Source organism: Candidatus Methylomirabilota bacterium (assembly GCA_035260325.1).
Lineage (GTDB): Bacteria > Methylomirabilota > Methylomirabilia > Rokubacteriales > CSP1-6 > AR19.
This window is the reverse complement of record DATFVL010000267.1, coordinates 1-15225: the sequence shown is the minus strand read 5'-3', so window position 1 is coordinate 15225 and position 15225 is coordinate 1. Positions and strand designations below refer to the sequence as shown.

17 protein-coding genes are annotated in these 15225 nt (G+C 71.2%); 13 read left to right on the top strand and 4 right to left on the bottom strand.

The genetic code is table 11. The features are described 5' to 3' along the window. The 4 genes from VKG64_17190 to VKG64_17175 form a co-directional block, all read left to right on the top strand. The coding region (locus VKG64_17190; GenBank protein HKB26772.1) for an LLM class F420-dependent oxidoreductase at positions 1-753 on the top strand (753 nt) is incomplete at its 5' end. 32 nt (positions 754-785) lie between these two features. Then, complete coding sequence (locus VKG64_17185; GenBank protein HKB26771.1) at positions 786-1736, top strand: alpha/beta fold hydrolase; 951 nt, start codon at positions 786-788, stop codon at positions 1734-1736. Then, entirely contained in the window at positions 1729-3111 is a 1383-nt protein-coding gene (locus VKG64_17180) for an amidase (protein HKB26770.1), read from the top strand. Before VKG64_17185 ends, VKG64_17180 begins: the two co-directional genes overlap by 8 nt. 25 nt (positions 3112-3136) lie before the next feature. Then, positions 3137-4078 carry a TIGR03560 family F420-dependent LLM class oxidoreductase gene (locus tag VKG64_17175; protein ID HKB26769.1) on the top strand — a complete coding sequence of 314 codons (942 nt, stop codon included), beginning with the start codon at positions 3137-3139 and terminating at the stop codon, positions 4076-4078. A gap of 46 nt (positions 4079-4124) precedes the next feature. Here the strand turns inward: VKG64_17175 and VKG64_17170 are convergent, their stop codons facing one another. Beyond that, entirely contained in the window at positions 4125-4475 is a 351-nt protein-coding gene (locus VKG64_17170; protein HKB26768.1) for a hypothetical protein, read from the bottom strand. Between the two features lie 82 nt (positions 4476-4557). On the opposite strand from VKG64_17170, the gene VKG64_17165 reads away from it, so the two are divergent. Both VKG64_17165 and VKG64_17160 read left to right on the top strand, forming a co-directional pair. Then, a complete protein-coding gene (locus tag VKG64_17165; GenBank protein HKB26767.1) occupies positions 4558-5460 on the top strand; it encodes an NAD(P)-dependent oxidoreductase in 903 nt (300 codons plus the stop codon). A 2-nt stretch (positions 5461-5462) separates the two neighbouring features. Beyond that, positions 5463-6335, top strand: coding sequence for an SMP-30/gluconolactonase/LRE family protein (locus VKG64_17160; protein HKB26766.1), 873 nt, complete (start codon positions 5463-5465; stop codon positions 6333-6335). A gap of 5 nt (positions 6336-6340) precedes the next feature. Here the strand turns inward: VKG64_17160 and VKG64_17155 are convergent, their stop codons facing one another. Continuing rightward, positions 6341-7198, bottom strand: a complete 858-nt coding sequence (locus VKG64_17155) for an LLM class flavin-dependent oxidoreductase (protein ID HKB26765.1) — start codon at positions 7196-7198, stop codon at positions 6341-6343. 19 nt (positions 7199-7217) lie between these two features. Here VKG64_17155 and VKG64_17150 point away from each other — a divergent pair, with 19 nt between their 5' ends. Genes VKG64_17150 through VKG64_17120 form a run of 7 tightly spaced genes read left to right on the top strand, consistent with a single transcriptional unit; the run spans position 7218 to position 13814 of the window. Then, positions 7218-8243 (top strand): LLM class flavin-dependent oxidoreductase, encoded by a 1026-nt coding sequence (locus VKG64_17150; GenBank protein ID HKB26764.1) that lies wholly within the window; start codon positions 7218-7220, stop codon positions 8241-8243. A 15-nt stretch (positions 8244-8258) separates the two neighbouring features. Beyond that, positions 8259-9062 (top strand): alpha/beta hydrolase, encoded by an 804-nt coding sequence (locus VKG64_17145; GenBank protein ID HKB26763.1) that lies wholly within the window; start codon positions 8259-8261, stop codon positions 9060-9062. Positions 9063-9077: 15 nt separating this feature from the next. After that, a complete protein-coding gene (locus VKG64_17140; protein HKB26762.1) occupies positions 9078-10313 on the top strand; it encodes an LLM class flavin-dependent oxidoreductase in 1236 nt (411 codons plus the stop codon). Between the two features lie 14 nt (positions 10314-10327). Further along, positions 10328-11413, top strand: a complete 1086-nt coding sequence (locus VKG64_17135) for an Ldh family oxidoreductase (GenBank protein HKB26761.1) — start codon at positions 10328-10330, stop codon at positions 11411-11413. A 21-nt stretch (positions 11414-11434) separates the two neighbouring features. Further along, entirely contained in the window at positions 11435-12328 is an 894-nt protein-coding gene (locus VKG64_17130; protein ID HKB26760.1) for an NAD(P)-dependent oxidoreductase, read from the top strand. After that, positions 12325-13113 (top strand): aldolase/citrate lyase family protein, encoded by a 789-nt coding sequence (locus tag VKG64_17125; GenBank protein ID HKB26759.1) that lies wholly within the window; start codon positions 12325-12327, stop codon positions 13111-13113. Before VKG64_17130 ends, VKG64_17125 begins: the two co-directional genes overlap by 4 nt. A 35-nt stretch (positions 13114-13148) precedes the next feature. Further along, on the top strand, positions 13149-13814 hold the full coding sequence (locus tag VKG64_17120) for a hypothetical protein (protein ID HKB26758.1): 666 nt from the start codon (positions 13149-13151) through the stop codon (positions 13812-13814). Between the two features lie 98 nt (positions 13815-13912). Here VKG64_17120 and VKG64_17115 read toward each other — a convergent pair whose 3' ends face one another. Together VKG64_17115 and VKG64_17110 are read right to left on the bottom strand one after the other, a co-directional pair. Next, positions 13913-14269 carry a hypothetical protein gene (locus VKG64_17115; GenBank protein HKB26757.1) on the bottom strand — a complete coding sequence of 119 codons (357 nt, stop codon included), beginning with the start codon at positions 14267-14269 and terminating at the stop codon, positions 13913-13915. A gap of 66 nt (positions 14270-14335) precedes the next feature. After that, a partial coding sequence (locus VKG64_17110; GenBank protein ID HKB26756.1) for a hypothetical protein occupies positions 14336-15225 on the bottom strand: 890 nt, incomplete at its 5' end.

Sequence of the window (15225 nt, the reverse complement as noted above, 5' to 3'; positions counted from 1 at the left end):
TGCGCCGAGCACCCGATCATGCCGGTCCAGAGCAAGAGCCGCTTCCCGGGCTCGGCCGACGGCGCCATCCCGGAGAGCTACTCGCACTTCGTCGATCCGTTCGTGGCGCTCGCGCGCGCGTCCGGCGTCACCAAGACGTTGAAGCTCGGGACGGGCATCACGCTCGTGCCCGAGCGCAACCCGCTGCTCCTGGCCAAGGAGATCTCCACCCTCGATCTCTTCAGCGGCGGGCGGTTCCTGTTCGGCATCGGCACGGGCTGGCACCGTGAAGAGACCACCATCATGGGCGGGGACTTCGACCACCGCTGGACCCAGGCGCGCGAGGCGGTCCTGGCGATGAAGGAGCTGTGGACGAAGCAGGAGGCCGAGTTCCACGGCAAGTACTACGATTTCCCGCCGGTCCGGTCCTATCCCAAGCCCGCGCAGAAGCCGCACCCGCCGGTGATCCTGGGCGGCCACGCCAAGAACGTGCTGGAGCGCGTCGTCGAGTGGGGTGATGGCTGGCTTCCCAACCGCGCGACGCCGGCGGAGGTCGAGACGAGCCGGAACAAGCTCGCCGCGATGGCGAAGCAGGCCGGACGCGACCCGGCGAAGATCACCATCTCGGCCTTCGGCCAGCCCGCGGACCGCGAGCTCGTGCGCCGCTTCCTCGACGCCGGGGCCACGCGCGTCATCATCAGGCCGCCCACCGCGAAGACCGAGCAGGAGATGCAGAAGGCGCTGGAGGACATCGCGAGGACGGTGCTGCGCTGACGTCTTCGCGCGTCCGGGTCGACGGGATCGACGTGCACTACGAGTCGGCGGGAGCCGGCGCGCGCGTCGTCTGCCTCGTCCATGGCACTGGAGGCGCCGGCAACGTCTGGCTGCACCAGCTCGACGGCCTGGCCGACGTCGCCCGCGTCGTGGCTCCGGACCTGCCGGGGCACGGCCGGTCGGGCGGCGAGCCGCCGCGGAGCATCGAGGAGGCGGCCGCGTTCGTGGTGGGTTTCCTCGACGCCGTGTCCGTGCGGAGCGCCATCGTCGGCGGGCATTCCATGGGGGGCGCGATCGCCCAGCAGCTCGCCCTCGCGCACCCCGAGCGCGTCGACGGTCTCGTCCTGGTCGGGACCGGGGCGCGGCTCCGCGTGCTGCCGCGCGTGCTGGAGCTGCTCGCGACCGATTACCCCGCCGGCGTGGACCTCCTGCTGCAGATGGGGGTCGGCGCGGCGGCGCCGGCCTCGCTCAAGGCGTCGCTCCGCCGCAGCACGGCCGCCAATCCTCCCGGTGTGGTCCTCGGCGACCTCAGGGCGTGCGACGTCTTCGACGTGATCGCGCGGATCGGCGCGGTCCGCGTCCCGACCCTCGCGCTCTGCGGCGAGGAGGACCAGCTCACGCCGCCGAAGTTCGCAAGGTTCTTCGGCGAGACGATCGCCGGCGCGCGGGTGGTCGTCATCCCGGGGGCGGGCCACTTCGTCCAGCTGGAGCAGCCCGAAGCGACGACGCGCGCGCTGCGGGAATTCCTGACGCGGAGCGCGCAAGGAGGAGGTTCCATGAGCGGCCCACGGGAGCTGACCCTCGAGGAGCTGCGCGAGCGCATCCGCGCGGCCGGTGTCACGATCGCCGAGAACCGGCTCGCTATGGTGCGGAAGCTTCTGGGCGACGCGCTCGCCCCGGTGCGCGCGCTGGACTCGCGAGCGATCAAGACGGAGGAGCCGGCGGTGCGGTTCGCCCCGGCGCGCGAGGCGTCCCATGAGTGACGCGATCGCCTACGCGACCATCCGCGAGCTCGGCGCGCGCTACCGGAAGCGCGAGCTCTCGCCCGTCGAGGTGACGCGCGCGCTGCTCGCGCGGATCGAGAAGCTCGACGACGCGCTCCACGCCTTCGTGACCCTGACCGCCGAGCGCGCCCTCGCCGACGCGCGCGCGGCCGAGGAGGCGCTGGGCCGCGGCGACGCGCGCCCGCTGCTCGGCATTCCGGTCGGCCACAAGGACATCTATCTCACGCGCGGCATCCGGACGACGGGCGGCTCGGCGCTCCTCGCCGACTGGATCCCCGAGGACGAGGCCACGTGCGTGCGGCGCTGGCGCGACGCCGGCACCGTGCTCCTCGGCAAGCTCATCACCCACGAATTCGCGTTCGGGATCCAGCTCCCCGGCCACCGCTTCGCGCCGGCGCGCAATCCCTGGAACCGCGACCACATCCCGGGCGGCTCGTCGAGCGGCTCCGGCGCCGCGCTCGCCGCCGGGCTCGTCGTCGGCGCCACGGGCTCGGACACCGGCGGCTCGATCCGCGGGCCGGCCGCCTTCTGCGGCATCGTCGGGCTCAAGCCGACGTACGGGCGCGTGAGCCGCGCGGGCGTCCTGACGCTCTCCTGGACCCTCGACCACACGGGGCCGATGGCGCGCACCGTGGAGGACTGCGCGTACCTCCTGCAGGCGATGGCCGGTCACGATCCCGCCGATCCGGCGTCGAGCCGCGCGCCGGTCGACGATTACCTGGCGCCGCTCGGTCGCGACGTCCGCGGCCTCAGGATCGGCGTGCCGCGCGCCTACTTCTTCGAGGGGGTCGATCCCGAAGTCGCGCGCGCGTTCGAGGAGGCGCTCCGTACGCTTCGCGGGCTCGGCGCCGAGGTGAGCGACGTCGAGATCCCGAGCATTCACGCGACGCCCTCGTTCCTCCTGATCCTGATGGCGGAGGCCTTCGCCTACCACGAGCGCGACATTCGCGAGCATCCGGAGCTCTACGGCGACGTCGTGCGCGAGCGCATCCTGACGGGCGCCCTCGTCAGCGCCTCGGAGTACACCCAGGCGCAGCGCATCCGCGCGACGCTCTGCCGCGAGACGGCGGAGGTTTTGAAGACCGTGGACGTCCTCGCGACGCCGACCACGCCGAAGCCGGCCACGCCGTTCAGCGTGGCGCAGGATCCCGAACTCGGCTTCCCGCGGAGCAACATGCCGCCCTTCAACCTGACGGGGCTGCCGACGCTCGCCCTGCCGTGCGGGTTCTCGGCGTCGGGGCTCCCGCTGTCGCTCCAGCTCGCCGGCCGGCCATTCGAGGAGGGGACCGTGCTGCGCGTCGGCCACGCCTACGAGCGGGCGACGGCGTGGCATACCCGCCGGCCGCCCGTCTAGGGCCCATTCCGAAGAGGAGGGTGACATGCGTTTCGGCGTGTTCACGAGCATGGGGATGCAGACTTGGTCGGGCGTCGTGGACCTGTGGCGGCACCTCGAGCGCACCGGGTGGGACATCGCATGCGTGACCGACCACTTCATGCCGAACACGCCGGAGCGCGAGGGCCCGATGCTCGAGTCGTGGAGCACGCTCAGCGCGCTGGCGGCCCTCGTGCCGAGGATGCGGGTCGGCACCATCGTCCTCGGGAACACGTACCGCCATCCGGCCGTCGTGGCGAAGATGGCCGCGCAGGTCGACATCATCTCGGGCGGCCGGCTCCTGCTCGGCCTCGGCGCCGGCTGGCAGCAGAACGAGCACGAAGCCTACGGCATCCCGTTCCACACGATGCGCGAGCGGCTCGAGCGGCTCGACGAGGCCTGCCAGGTAATCACGTCGCTCTGGACCGAGCGCCGCAGCACCCTCAAAGGCCGCTACTACCAACTCTCCGACGCTCCCCTCGACCCGAAGCCCGTGCAGCGGCCGCACCCCGAGCTGATGGTCGGCGGCGGCGGCGAGCGTGTCACCCTGCGCATCGTCGCCAAGCACGCCGACCACTGGAACGTCTGGGGCGGGCCGAGCGTCCTGGCGCGGAAGGGCGCCATCCTCGACGAGCACTGCGCCACCGTCGGCCGCGACCCGAAGAGGATCACGCGCTCGGTGAACATGGCCCTGCATGTGACCGACAAGAAGGAGGACGTCGAGCGCCTCGCCCAGACGATCGCCACGCGCATGGGCCGCCACGCCGCGGACGCGCGCGACACCTGCCTGGCCGGGACCGCCGACCAGATCCGCGAGCGCCTCCGGCAGCTCCGCGCGGCCGGCGGGACCGTGCTGTTCGTCCCGACCATGTTCAGGCCGCTCGACGAGCTGCGGCGCGACCTCGATCGGTTCATCACGGAGATCGCTCCGGAGTTCCGAGACCGGTGACCGCTCCCGCCGAGGGCGCCGAGGACGCGGCCGCCTGGGGCGGGCTTCAGCCGAGCGGCACGAAGATCGAGACGCGCGGCTCGGGACCGACCTCACGCGTGGCGTGCCCCTGGCCGCTCAGGTCCTCGGCGATCAGGATGTCGCCGGGGCCGACGCGTCGCACCGTGCCGTCGCCGATCTCGATGTCCACCGCGCCTCGCAGCGTGAACACCGCCGCGCGCCCCGGCGCGTGATGCCAGGGATTGGACCGCTTCGTCTCGAAGCGGCGAATGACGATGCCGCTCCGTGGAATCAGCTCCGCGCTCTCGGACTTGTCGCCGCGTGACTCGAAGCGCGGCTCGATGTCCTCGAAGTGCGACTTGCCGTCAGGACCCGTGTAGATGCGGATGATCGCCATGTGACCTCCCGAGGTCAGGGTGTGATCCCGCCCGGCGCCGCGCTAGTATAGCTGGCCCGCGGTTCGAGGAGAGGAGGCGCGCATGCGGATCGGCTTCATCGGGCTCGGCAACATGGGGGGGCCGATGGCCCTCAACGTCCTCCGGGCCGGACACGGCATGGTGGTGACGGACATCCGGCCGGAGCTGGCGAAGCCGCACCTCGCGCAGGGCGCCGCCTGGGCGGACGGCGCGAAGGCGGTGGCGCAGGCGAGCGAGCTCGTCTTCACCTCGCTGCCCGGGCCGCGCGAGGTGGAGGCGGTCGCGCTGGGCCCCGGCGGCATCCTCGACGGCGCGGCGCGGGGCACGATCTACGTGGATCTCTCCACCAGCTCGGCCACACTCATCCGGCGCATCCACACGGTCTACGCCGAGCGCGGGGTGGACGTGCTCGACGCGCCCGTCAGCGGGGGCGTGCCCGGCGCGCGTGCCGCCACGCTGGCGGTGCTCGTCGGAGGCGACGAGGCGCTCTACACGCGCGTCAAGCCCGTGCTCGATGCCATCGGCGACAAGGTGACCCGCGTCGGCGAGATCGGCTGCGGCACCGTCGCGAAGCTCGTGCACAACATGGTCTCGGCGTGCTCGCGCATGGCGATCGCCGAGGGGATGACGCTCGGCGTGAAGGCGGGCGTCGCGCCCGAGGCGCTGCTCGACGCGCTCTCCAAGGGCTCGTTCGGCCAGGGACGCGCGCTGAAGGACATGATCCCCAACACCGTGTTCCCCGGCACGTTCGACACCGTCAACTTCGCGCTCGACCTCCTGCGCAAGGACGTCGGGCTCGCGACGGCGCTGGGCCGCGAGTACCACGTGCCGATGCTGATCGCCGCGCTCGCCGAGCAGCAGCTCGAAGAGGCGGTGCGCCGCGGCTGGGGCGCGAAGGACTCGATGGCGATCTTCTGCCTCCAGGAGGAGCGGGCCGGCGTCACGCTCCGGACGCGGCGAGGCTGACCATGGCCGACGCGCTGTCCAGCATCCTCGAGACGACGAACGCGGAGCGGCTGGCCACGGGATTCGTCTTCACCGAAGGGCCCCTGTGGCACCCCGACGGCTTCTACTATTTCGTCGACATCCGCCGGAGCAACCTGCACCGCCTGACGCCGGGCAAGGCCCCCGAGCTCGTGCGCGCGAACACCGGTGAGGGCAACGGCACGACGTTCGATCTGCAAGGCCGGCTGGTCATCTGCGAGGGCGGCAACCGCCGCGTCACGCGCTGGTCCGCCGACGGCCGCTCCGAGGTCCTGATGGACCGCTACGAGGGCAAGCGCCTGAACCGGCCCAACGACGTCGTCTGCAAGTCCGACGGGAGCATCTACTTCACCGATCCCGGCCTGCGCGTGCCCTTCGCCGAGCGCGAGTTGCCCTATGCCGGGGTCTATCGCATCGCGCTCGACGGGACGACCACGCTCGTGGCCGACTGCGAGTATCCGAACGGGCTCGCGTTCTCGCCGGACGAGCGCGTGCTCTACGTGGCCAACACGCGCTGGGCGCAGTACATCCACGCCCTCGAGCTCGACGCGGGCGGCCGGCTGGTGAGGCGCCGGATCTTCGCCGACATGTCGTCCGACGAGACCGACGGCGTCCCCGATGGGATGAAGGTGGACGTGGAAGGCCGGGTCTATTGCACGGGTCCGGGGGGCACCTGGGTCTTCGCGCCGGATGGCACGCGCCTCGGGATCATTCGCACGCCGGAGGTCCCGGCCAACCTCGCCTTCGGCGGCGCCGATCTACGGACCCTGTTCTTCACCGCGCGCACCTCGGTCTACACGTTGCGCGTGAAGGTGCCGGGGCAGCCACACCCCTGGTATCGGGTCCGGTCGAGGTGACGCGATCATCTGGAGGTCACGGCCAGCTCGCGGAGCTCCTGGAGGTGCTCGGCGTCGTGGCGCCGCGTGACCAGCACCACGTCGTCGAAGCCGAGGTCGCGCAGACGATGCAAGCGCTCGCGGGCGACGTCCCTCGGACACTTGAGGTTGCACGGATCGTCCGGGCCGTCGGGGCTCGCCGCCGGCCGCTCGAGGTGCACCACCACGTTGGTGACGACGGCGCGCCGACCGCCCAGGTCGCGGAACCGCGCGATCCCCTCGCGCAGCAGCCGCCAGCTGCTCCGAGCGCCCGAACCCACCCAGCCGTCGAAGTCGCGGGCCGCCCGCTCGATCCACCGCGAGCCCGCCCACGAGCCGATCAGGACCGGCGGGCCGCCGACGGCGGTGGGCCAGACCGGCGCGAGCGAGGCTCCGTCGACGCGCTCGCCCGCCCACAGCCGGCGCATGATCGCCAGCGACTCGTCGAGACGACGGAAGCGCGCTGCGAAATCGAGGCCGAGCGCGGCGAAATCGGCCGCGGTGGATCCGGCGCCCACGCCGAGCCGCAGGCGGCCCTCGGACACGAGGTGCGTGGTCAGCACGCGCTGGGCGAGCTCCACCGGGTTTCGCAGGGGGACCTGGAGGATGCCGGTCCCGAGCTCGATGTCACACGTCACGGTCGCCGCGACGGCGAGGCAGGTGAGGGGATCGGCCTGGAGGAAGCCGCGACCGATGGCGTCGAAGGCCCACGCGCTCTCGAAGCCGGCCGCCTCGATCCGCCGGGCGGCCTCCGCCAGGCCCCGCGACACCGGCGGCGGCCCGCCCGGCCCTCCGGAGGGCAGGGCGATCCCGAACCGCGTGGCCGGACGCGAGGCGCTCGTCATCCCTGATAGTATGGCACCCATGAAATTCGGGACCTTTCTCTTGATGCAGTCGCCCTCGGCGCGCTCGTCGCGGGAGATCTATGCGCGTGGCGTCGAGATCGCCCAGGCGGCCGAGGCGCTTGGCTTCAACAACGTCTGGCTCGCCGAGCATCACTTCTCGACCTACGGCTATCTCTCGCGCCCGGCCCAGCTCGCGACGTACATCGCGGCGAAGACGACCCGGCTGCGCGTGGGCACGGCCGTCATCGTGGTCCCGCTCCACCATCCCCTCGTGATCGCCGAGGAGATCGCGACGCTCGATCTGCTGAGCGGGGGACGGCTCGACGTCGGCCTCGGGCGGGGCTACCAGCACTACGAGTTCGAGCGGTTCGGCCTCGAGCTCGAGAGCGGCCGCGCGCGCTGGGAGGAGTCGATCGACGTGATCCTGAAATCGTTCGAGGGCCGGCCCTTCAGCTACGACGGGAAGCTCTTCAAGATCCCGGAGACGACGGTGTTCCCCCAGCCCGTCCAGAAGCCGCGCCCGCCCATCTGGATCACGGCGCAGAGCCCGGATTCCGTCGAGGGGGCGGTGCGCCGCGGGTTCAACGTGCTCACGGGCGGCTTCGGCGTCCCCATCGAGCGCATGGCCGAGTTTCGCCGGCTCTTCGACCGCACCGTGGCCGAGGTCAAGCCCGAGCGCCCGCTCGAGGTCGGCGTGCAGCGCGCCGTCTACGTGACGGACAGCCACGCCGACGCGCGGGCCGCCGCCGAGGAGGCCCGCTGGAACATGCGGGTGACGCTCTCCCTGCGCAACCACTACGAGCGCGTCGAGCAGGGCCGCGCCATCCCGGTGCCGGCGCCGAAGGAGCCCGACCTGGACGACCTCCTGGACCGTTTCCTCGTCATCGGGACGCCCGACACGTGCATCCGCCAGATCAAGCGCATCCGCGAGCTCGTGGGCATCACCCACTTCAACTGTAGCTTCTGGTTCGGCGACCTCGAGCACCCGCGCGTCCTGCGCTCGATGGAGCTCTTCGCCCGAGAAGTCATGCCGGCCGTCGGCTGAGGAGGCGCGGTCACCGTGAGCTCGACCACGATCACCTGGGAGTCCGAGACCGTGACGGTCACGGGCCCGGCGCTGCACGTCGCGCGCGCGGGCACCGGCGCGCCGCTGGTCGTGCTCCACCACGACATCGGCAGCCCCGCGCGTCTGCCGTTCTACGACGCGCTCGCGCGGCGGTTCACGGTGCTCGTGCCGTCGCATCCCGGCTACGATGGATCCGAGCGCCCGGACTGGATGCGCAGCGTGCGCGACGTCGCCGTCGTGTACCAGGGGCTGCTCGGGGCCCGCGAGCTGACCCGCGAGCCCGGCCGCGTGTCGCTGGTCGGCCTCGGGTTCGGGGGCTGGATCGCGGCCGAGATGGCGACGATGGCCCCGCGCGCCTTCAGGCGGCTCGTCCTCGTGGGGGCGATGGGGATCAAGCCCGAGCGCGGCGAGATCGCCGACCAGGCCCTCCTCTCCTACATCGACTACGTGCGCCGGGGCTTCGCCGACCAGGGCGAGTTCGATCGGCTCTTCGGCGCCGAGCCGCCGACCGCCACGCTCGAGCAGTGGGACCTCAACCGCGAAATGACGTTCCGGATCGCGTGGAAGCCGTACATGTACAACCCCACGCTGCCGCACCTGCTCGGCGGCGTCGCCACGCCGGCCCTGGTCGTCTGGGGCCGCGACGACCGCATCGTCCCGCTCGAGTGCGGCGAGCGCTACACGAAAGCGCTGCCGCGCGCCCGGCTCGAGATCGTCGAGGGCGCCGGACACTTCGTCGCGATGGAGAAGCCGGAGGAGCTGGCCCGGCTCGTCACCCGCTTCGTCACCGAGGCCTGATCCAGAGGAGACGCGATGCACCTCATGTACTTCACCGAGCAGCCGATGTCGGCGTATCCCGAGGACGAGGGACGCGAGTTCGGCGCGACCGCGCTGATGTTCTCGAACCGCTTCTTCGACCCCGTGGCCGGCAGCCGCCTCTACAACGAGTACCTCGAGCACTACCGGCTCGCCGAGGCGGTGGGCTTCGACGGGATCATGCTGAACGAGCACCACAACGCGCCGTTCTGCATGCAGGCGAAGTGCAACATCTTCGCGTCGATCCTGGCGGCGACGACGAAGCGCGTGAAGCTCGTCCTCCTCGGCAACCCGCTGCCGCTCGCCGACAATCCGGTGCGGCTGGCCGAGGAGCTCGCGATGATCGACATGGTGTCGCGCGGGCGTCTGGTGTCGGGCTTCGTGCGCGGCGGCGGTCAGGAGCAGCTCGCCGCGGGCGTCAATCCCGCCTACAACCGCGAGCGGTTCGAGGAGGCGCACGACCTCATCGTGAAGGCGTGGACCCAGACGGGGCCGTTCCGCTGGGAGGGCACGCACTACCAGCACCGCGTGGTGAACCCCTGGGCGGTGCCGCTGCAGAAGCCGCACCCGCGGGTGTGGATCCCCGGCGTGGTGAGCAAGGAGACGATCATCTGGGCGGCGAAGAAGCGCTACCCTTACATCGCGCTCAGCACCGCGATCGACGCCACGAAGAAGATCTGGGAGCTCTACGACCGCGTCGCCCAGGAGACCGGCTACGCCGGCGGTCCGGAGTACCGCGGCTACCTGCAGCGGTGCCACGTCGCGGAGACCGAGGAGAAGGCGCTGGAGAACGCGCGGCAGTTCATGTGGATGCAGGGCGAGTTCACCGGCCTCGCGCATCCCGTATGGTCGAGCCCGTCCGGGTACTTCTCGCCGTCGTACCGCACCGCGTTCGTGGAGTACGCGGTCGGGCGGCGCTCGAACCCGCGCGGCGCCGCGTTCGAGGACCAGATCCGCGACCAGCAGATCGTCGCCGGGACGCCGAAGACCGTGCTCCCGAAGCTGCGCCGGCTGCTCGAGGAGACGCGCCCCTCGATCCTCGGCTTCTGGGCGTCCGACGGATTCGTCTCGAACGAGGACACGAAGACGTGCATCCGGCTCCTCGGCGAGGACGTGCTGCCGGCGCTGCGGGACATCGGCAAGGAGCTCGGCCTCTGGAGCCCGTTCGAGGCCAACGCGCCCGTCAGCCTCGCGTTCCCCGAGCCCGCCCGGCCGGCCGACGCGCGAGCGTGACCGGAGGTCGAACGATGCGCGTTCATGCGAAGCAGATCCGCGAGCAGCTCGTGTCCGTCCTGCGCGCCTGGGGCATGCCGGACGCGCACGCCGAGACCACGGCCGAGATGATGCTCGAGACCGATCTGCGCGGCGTGGACTCTCACGGCATCTCGATGCTGCCGACCTACGACCGCGAGTTCCGCGCCGGCCGGCTGAACATGCGCCCCGTGTTCAGGACCGTGCGCGAAGGGCCGGCCATGGCGCTGATCGACGCCGACAGGTCGCTCGGCCATCCGGTCTCCGTGCACGCGATGAACCTCGCCGTTGACAAGTGCCGCCAGAGCGGAGTCGCCGTGGTGTCGGTCTTCAACTCGCACCACTTCGGGGCGGCGGGGTGCTACTCGCGGATCGCCGCGGACCGCGGCGTGATCGGCATGGTCACCGCGTCCACGCGCGGCGTCAGCATGGTGCCGACGTTCGCCGCGGAGCCCGTCATGGGCACGAACCCGCTCGCCTTCGCCGCGCCGGCCAGCCGCAATCCGCCGTTCCAGCTCGACATGGCGACGACGACGGTCGCCGCCGGGAAGGTCAAGGTCCACAAGCTGAACCACACGCCGCTGCCGCCGGGCTGGGTCGTGGACGGCCACGGTCGGCCGGTGACCGATGCGGAAGAAGCATTCAGCTACGTCTTCGAGCGGCCGGAGGGCGGCATCACGCCGCTCGGCGGCCCGCGCGAGGTCGGCGGCCACAAGGGTTACGGGCTCGCGGTCATGGTGCACATTCTCGGCGGCGCCCTGTCCGGCGCCTCGTTCTCGCCGATCCGCAACCGGACGCAGAAGACGTCGGATCCGCACAACATCGGTCACTTCTTCCTGGCGATCGATCCGCGCGCGTTCCGCGCCGAGGGCGAGTTCGAGCGGGACCTCGATCAGGTGATCGACGTGCTGCACCAGGCCAGGCGCGCCGATCCCGCTCAGCCGGTGCTCGTCGCGGGGGATCCGGAGATGGCGACACGGGCGGAGCGGCTCAGCGAGGGCGTGCCGATCCCCGACGACCTCATGGATCAGCTCCGGACCGTGGCGAGGAGCGCGGGCGTGCCGTTCGTGCTGACGGCGTAGCCGGCGGAGGAGGAGAACGCGATGCCTGGAGCCGTGGGATTCGTCGGTCTCGGCAACATGGGACGGCCGATGGCGCTGAACCTCGTCAAGCACGGGTTCTCGCTCGTCGTGCACGACATCGACAAGACCAAGGTGGACCCGCTGCGCGCGCGCGGCGCCGCGGTCGCCGACTCGCCCGAGCGCGTCGCGGCCGCGACCGAGCGCACCATCTGCATGGTGGAGACGACGGCGCAGGCGGAGGCAGTCATCGCGGGCGAGCGCGGGATCGTGCAGGGCGCCGGGCGCGGCCACGTCGTCATCTGCATGAGCACCATCGATCCGTTCGCCGCCCAGCGGCTCGCCGGCGTCCTGGCCGCGCGCGGCGTGGCGATGCTCGACGCGCCGGTGAGCGGCGGCACGGTGCGGGCGGCCTCGGGCGAGCTGTCCATCATCGCCGGCGGCGACGCGGCGACGTTCGAGGCGTGCCGCGACCTCTTCAAGGCGATGGGTACGAACCTGTTCCACGTCGGCCCGCTCGGCCACGGCCTGGCGATGAAGCTCGTCAACAACATGCTGATCCAGGTCAACCGGGTGGCGGTGGCCGAGGCCCTCGTCCTGGGCGTCAAGGCGGGCCTCGACCCCCGCATGATCTACGACGTCGTCCGGGTCAGCACGGGCACGAGCTTCGCGTTCGAGACCGGCGTGCCGAAGATCCTGGCGCGCGACTTCTCGCCGGGCGGCACGGTGGACATCACCTACAAGGACCAGGAGCTGGAGACGGCGTTCGCCAAGCAGCTCGGCGTGCCGCTGCTGCTGGCGAACGTCACGCAGCAGCTCTACCAGATGGCGCGGGCCGCCGGCCTCAACAAGGAGGACGGGCTCGCCGTCGTCAAGGTGCTCGAGCGGCTCGCGGGCGTGGAGGTAAAAGCGCGATGAGGGAGAACGCCTACCGGGCCCGCGCCGAGCAGGGTGAAGTGCAGATCGGCACGTGGATCACGATGATCCGGACGCCCTCGGTCCTGATGCTGCTCCAGGCGGCGGGGCTCGACTTCGCGCGGCTCGACATGGAGCACTCGCCCTTCTCGATGGAGACCCTCGCCGACATGGCGGCGCTCGCGCGCGCCCTTGATTTTCCACTGGTCGTCCGCCCGCCCGAGGGCAACCGCGAGTGGATCACGCGGCTCCTCGACGCCGGCGTCTTCAATCTCCACGTGCCGCAGGTGGACACGCCGGAGCAGGCGGCCGCGGTGGCCGCGTGCTGCCGCTACGCGCCGGCGGGCCAGCGGGGCATGTACGGCTTCGGCCCGGCGACGGAGTACGGCGCGCTGCCGATGCGCGAGCTGACCGCCGCCGCGAACGCGCGCGTGCACGTGACCATCATGCTGGAGTCGAAGCGTGCCTTCGACCGGCTGGACGAGATCGCGTCGGTCCCGGGCATCGATGCGCTCACGCTCGGGCCGACCGATCTGGCGCAGGACCTCGGCGTGCTCGGCGCCTCCGCGCAGCGCGAGGCGCTGACCGCGCATCGCCGTCGGCTCGTGGACGCCGCGCGCAAGCACGGCAAGGCGGTGTCGATGGCGATCGACAGCGTGGAGGGCGTGGGCGAGATGATCGCCCTCGGCGCGACGATCGTCAACTACTCGTCGGACGCGGCCGTGCTCCGCTCGGGCTACGCGACGGCCGTCGAGGAGATCCGTCGCGCGCTTCCCAGCCGTCGCTAGCGCATGAAACGCAGTCGCATGACAAGGAGAGCCCAATGACGAACAAGAAGGGCAGCGCGCTCCTGATGGTCTGGGCCGACATCCCGGCGGACAAGGAGAAGGAGTTCAACCGCTGGTACAACGAGGAGCATCTGGCCGAGCGCCTCGCCGTGCCGGGCTTCCTGAGCGCCGCGCGCTACGAGGCCGTGAAGGGCGGGCCGAAGCATCTCGCCTGCTACGAGCTGGAGAGCGCCGCGGTGCTCGAGAGCGCGGCGTACAAGAAGGTGCAGGCGAACCCGACCGCGTGGACCAAGCGCTGCTCGCCCGAGCACATCGGCACCGCGTACATCCGGAACGTCTATACGATGATCCATCCGAAAGCGCTGGCGCCGGCCGCCGCGCAGAGCGCAATGGCGCCGGCGCTCCAGATGGGGCGCATGGACGTGCCGCCCGAGGCCGACGCCGAGTTCAACACCTGGTACAACACCGTCTACGTCCCCAACTACGAGAAGGTCCCCGGCGTGGTCCGCGGCCGCCGCTATCGCGCGGTGACCGGCGCGCCGACCTATCTCACGCTCTACGAGTTCGAGCACCCGAAAGTCCCGGAGAGCGCGGCGTGGAGCGCCCAGCGGGACATTTCGCCGGCCAACGCGCGCATGCGCTCCCACATGCACCACGCCCCGGGCTCGCCGGGCGTCTACGTGAAGACGTTTCAGCTCTGAGGGAGGTCGAAGACACGCGTCGCAGGGGGTGACACATCATGACGAACCGCCCACCACCTCGAGGCGGTGAGCGGTTCGCATGGCGTTCTTCCGCCCGGCTAAGTCTTGGCCTTCAAGAGCTCCTCGGCGCACGCATTCGCCAGTCCTGAGTTGGGCAGCTTGTCCCCCCGCGCAGTGGCCCAGCCGCCGTCTTCGACGAACTGCCGCTGCTTCCACGAGTCGATCTTCCGGAACTCTGCGAGCTTCACGGCGACGTCGCGCTGGTTCATGAACCTCGCGACGCAGGAGGGGGTGAGAGCGACGATCACAGCCGAGTTGGCGCGCTCCACCGCGATCCGCTCGGCGGTGGCGCCGAGGACCCATCCCATCCCGGAGAAGCCGACGATCATCGTGACGACGGCGCCGCCGATCACACCCCAAACCGCTGGTTTGAGCCAAGGCACTTGCAGCTGCATGAGACACCTCCTGATTCTAGGAGAAAGGTATTTCCCTTCCGGCCTCCGCACCGCGCTCCACAGCCCTCAGACGATCGTGGGCCGACCCCCTCGCGGCGTACGTTCCCTGGACGGACGAGGACTCAGCCGCCTCCGGACGGGCGACGGAGCGGCCGTCGGCCTGTCGCCGTTTTCTCGCACCAGGACGGCCGCGAGCATTTCGATCGCCCGCTGGTCGAGGGCCCGGTCGTCGATCATCACCTGCACGGAGGAACCCGCGAGCCCCCGGACCCGCTCGGCCGCCGCGGTGGAGCAGACGATGACGTCCACTCGCCGCATCAGGCGACCCAGTGCGGCCCCCTCGGCGGGGCAGACCCCGGCGAGCGCGATGTTCGGCAGGCCGGCGTTCGCGATCGAGTGCTCCAGGTTGTGGGCCGTCTCGACGGTGGTGGAGGCCACGCCCACGCGCGTCCCCGACGGGAACTGGGCCAGGCGATGGAGGGTCTCGAGATGCGCCTCGGCGAGGAGCGCGATCACCGGAACCCCCTTGCCCCTCAGGAGCTGCTCCACCTGCGGCAGATGGCAGAAGCTCGTGACCGCCGCCCGCCAGCGACCGCCTTGCTTCTGGCGCCGCGTGACCGCCGCCAGCTCGGCGAGGAGCACCTTGTCGACGCGGACCGGGAGGTGGGCCTCGAGTTGTCGGGCAAAGAAGTCGAGCTCCGGCGGGCTGCACTCCACCAGGAGGACCTCGACGGCGCCGCGGACGGGGGCGGGCCGGACCCCGGCCAAGCTCAGAACGCCCACCGACAAGTCGTCGGCGGTCATCCCGAGGGCCGCGGCCCGGATCACCGTATCCTGTAAAAAGCCCTCGCGGAGGTGAGGGGAGGGGCGGGCGGGCGGCGCCTGGGCCACGAACACGCCCTTCCCCCGCCGAGCCTCCACGTATCGGCTCTGCTTCAGATCGTCGATGACGCGCG

Bases quoted from the DNA above. Each gene is read 5' to 3' on its own strand.
- VKG64_17180 (HKB26770.1), top strand. From the start codon at position 1,729: ATGAGTGACGCGATCGCCTACGCGACCATCCGCGAGCTCGGCGCGCGC.
- VKG64_17175 (HKB26769.1), top strand. From the start codon at position 3,137: ATGCGTTTCGGCGTGTTCACGAGCATGGGGATGCAGACTTGGTCGGGC.
- VKG64_17170 (HKB26768.1), bottom strand. From the start codon at position 4,475: ATGGCGATCATCCGCATCTACACGGGTCCTGACGGCAAGTCGCACTTC.
- VKG64_17165 (HKB26767.1), top strand. From the start codon at position 4,558: ATGCGGATCGGCTTCATCGGGCTCGGCAACATGGGGGGGCCGATGGCC.
- VKG64_17160 (HKB26766.1), top strand. From the start codon at position 5,463: ATGGCCGACGCGCTGTCCAGCATCCTCGAGACGACGAACGCGGAGCGG.
- VKG64_17155 (HKB26765.1), bottom strand. From the start codon at position 7,198: ATGACGAGCGCCTCGCGTCCGGCCACGCGGTTCGGGATCGCCCTGCCC.
- VKG64_17150 (HKB26764.1), top strand. From the start codon at position 7,218: ATGAAATTCGGGACCTTTCTCTTGATGCAGTCGCCCTCGGCGCGCTCG.
- VKG64_17140 (HKB26762.1), top strand. From the start codon at position 9,078: ATGCACCTCATGTACTTCACCGAGCAGCCGATGTCGGCGTATCCCGAG.
- VKG64_17135 (HKB26761.1), top strand. From the start codon at position 10,328: ATGCGCGTTCATGCGAAGCAGATCCGCGAGCAGCTCGTGTCCGTCCTG.
- VKG64_17130 (HKB26760.1), top strand. From the start codon at position 11,435: ATGCCTGGAGCCGTGGGATTCGTCGGTCTCGGCAACATGGGACGGCCG.
- VKG64_17125 (HKB26759.1), top strand. From the start codon at position 12,325: ATGAGGGAGAACGCCTACCGGGCCCGCGCCGAGCAGGGTGAAGTGCAG.
- VKG64_17120 (HKB26758.1), top strand. From the start codon at position 13,149: ATGACGAACAAGAAGGGCAGCGCGCTCCTGATGGTCTGGGCCGACATC.
- VKG64_17115 (HKB26757.1), bottom strand. From the start codon at position 14,269: ATGCAGCTGCAAGTGCCTTGGCTCAAACCAGCGGTTTGGGGTGTGATC.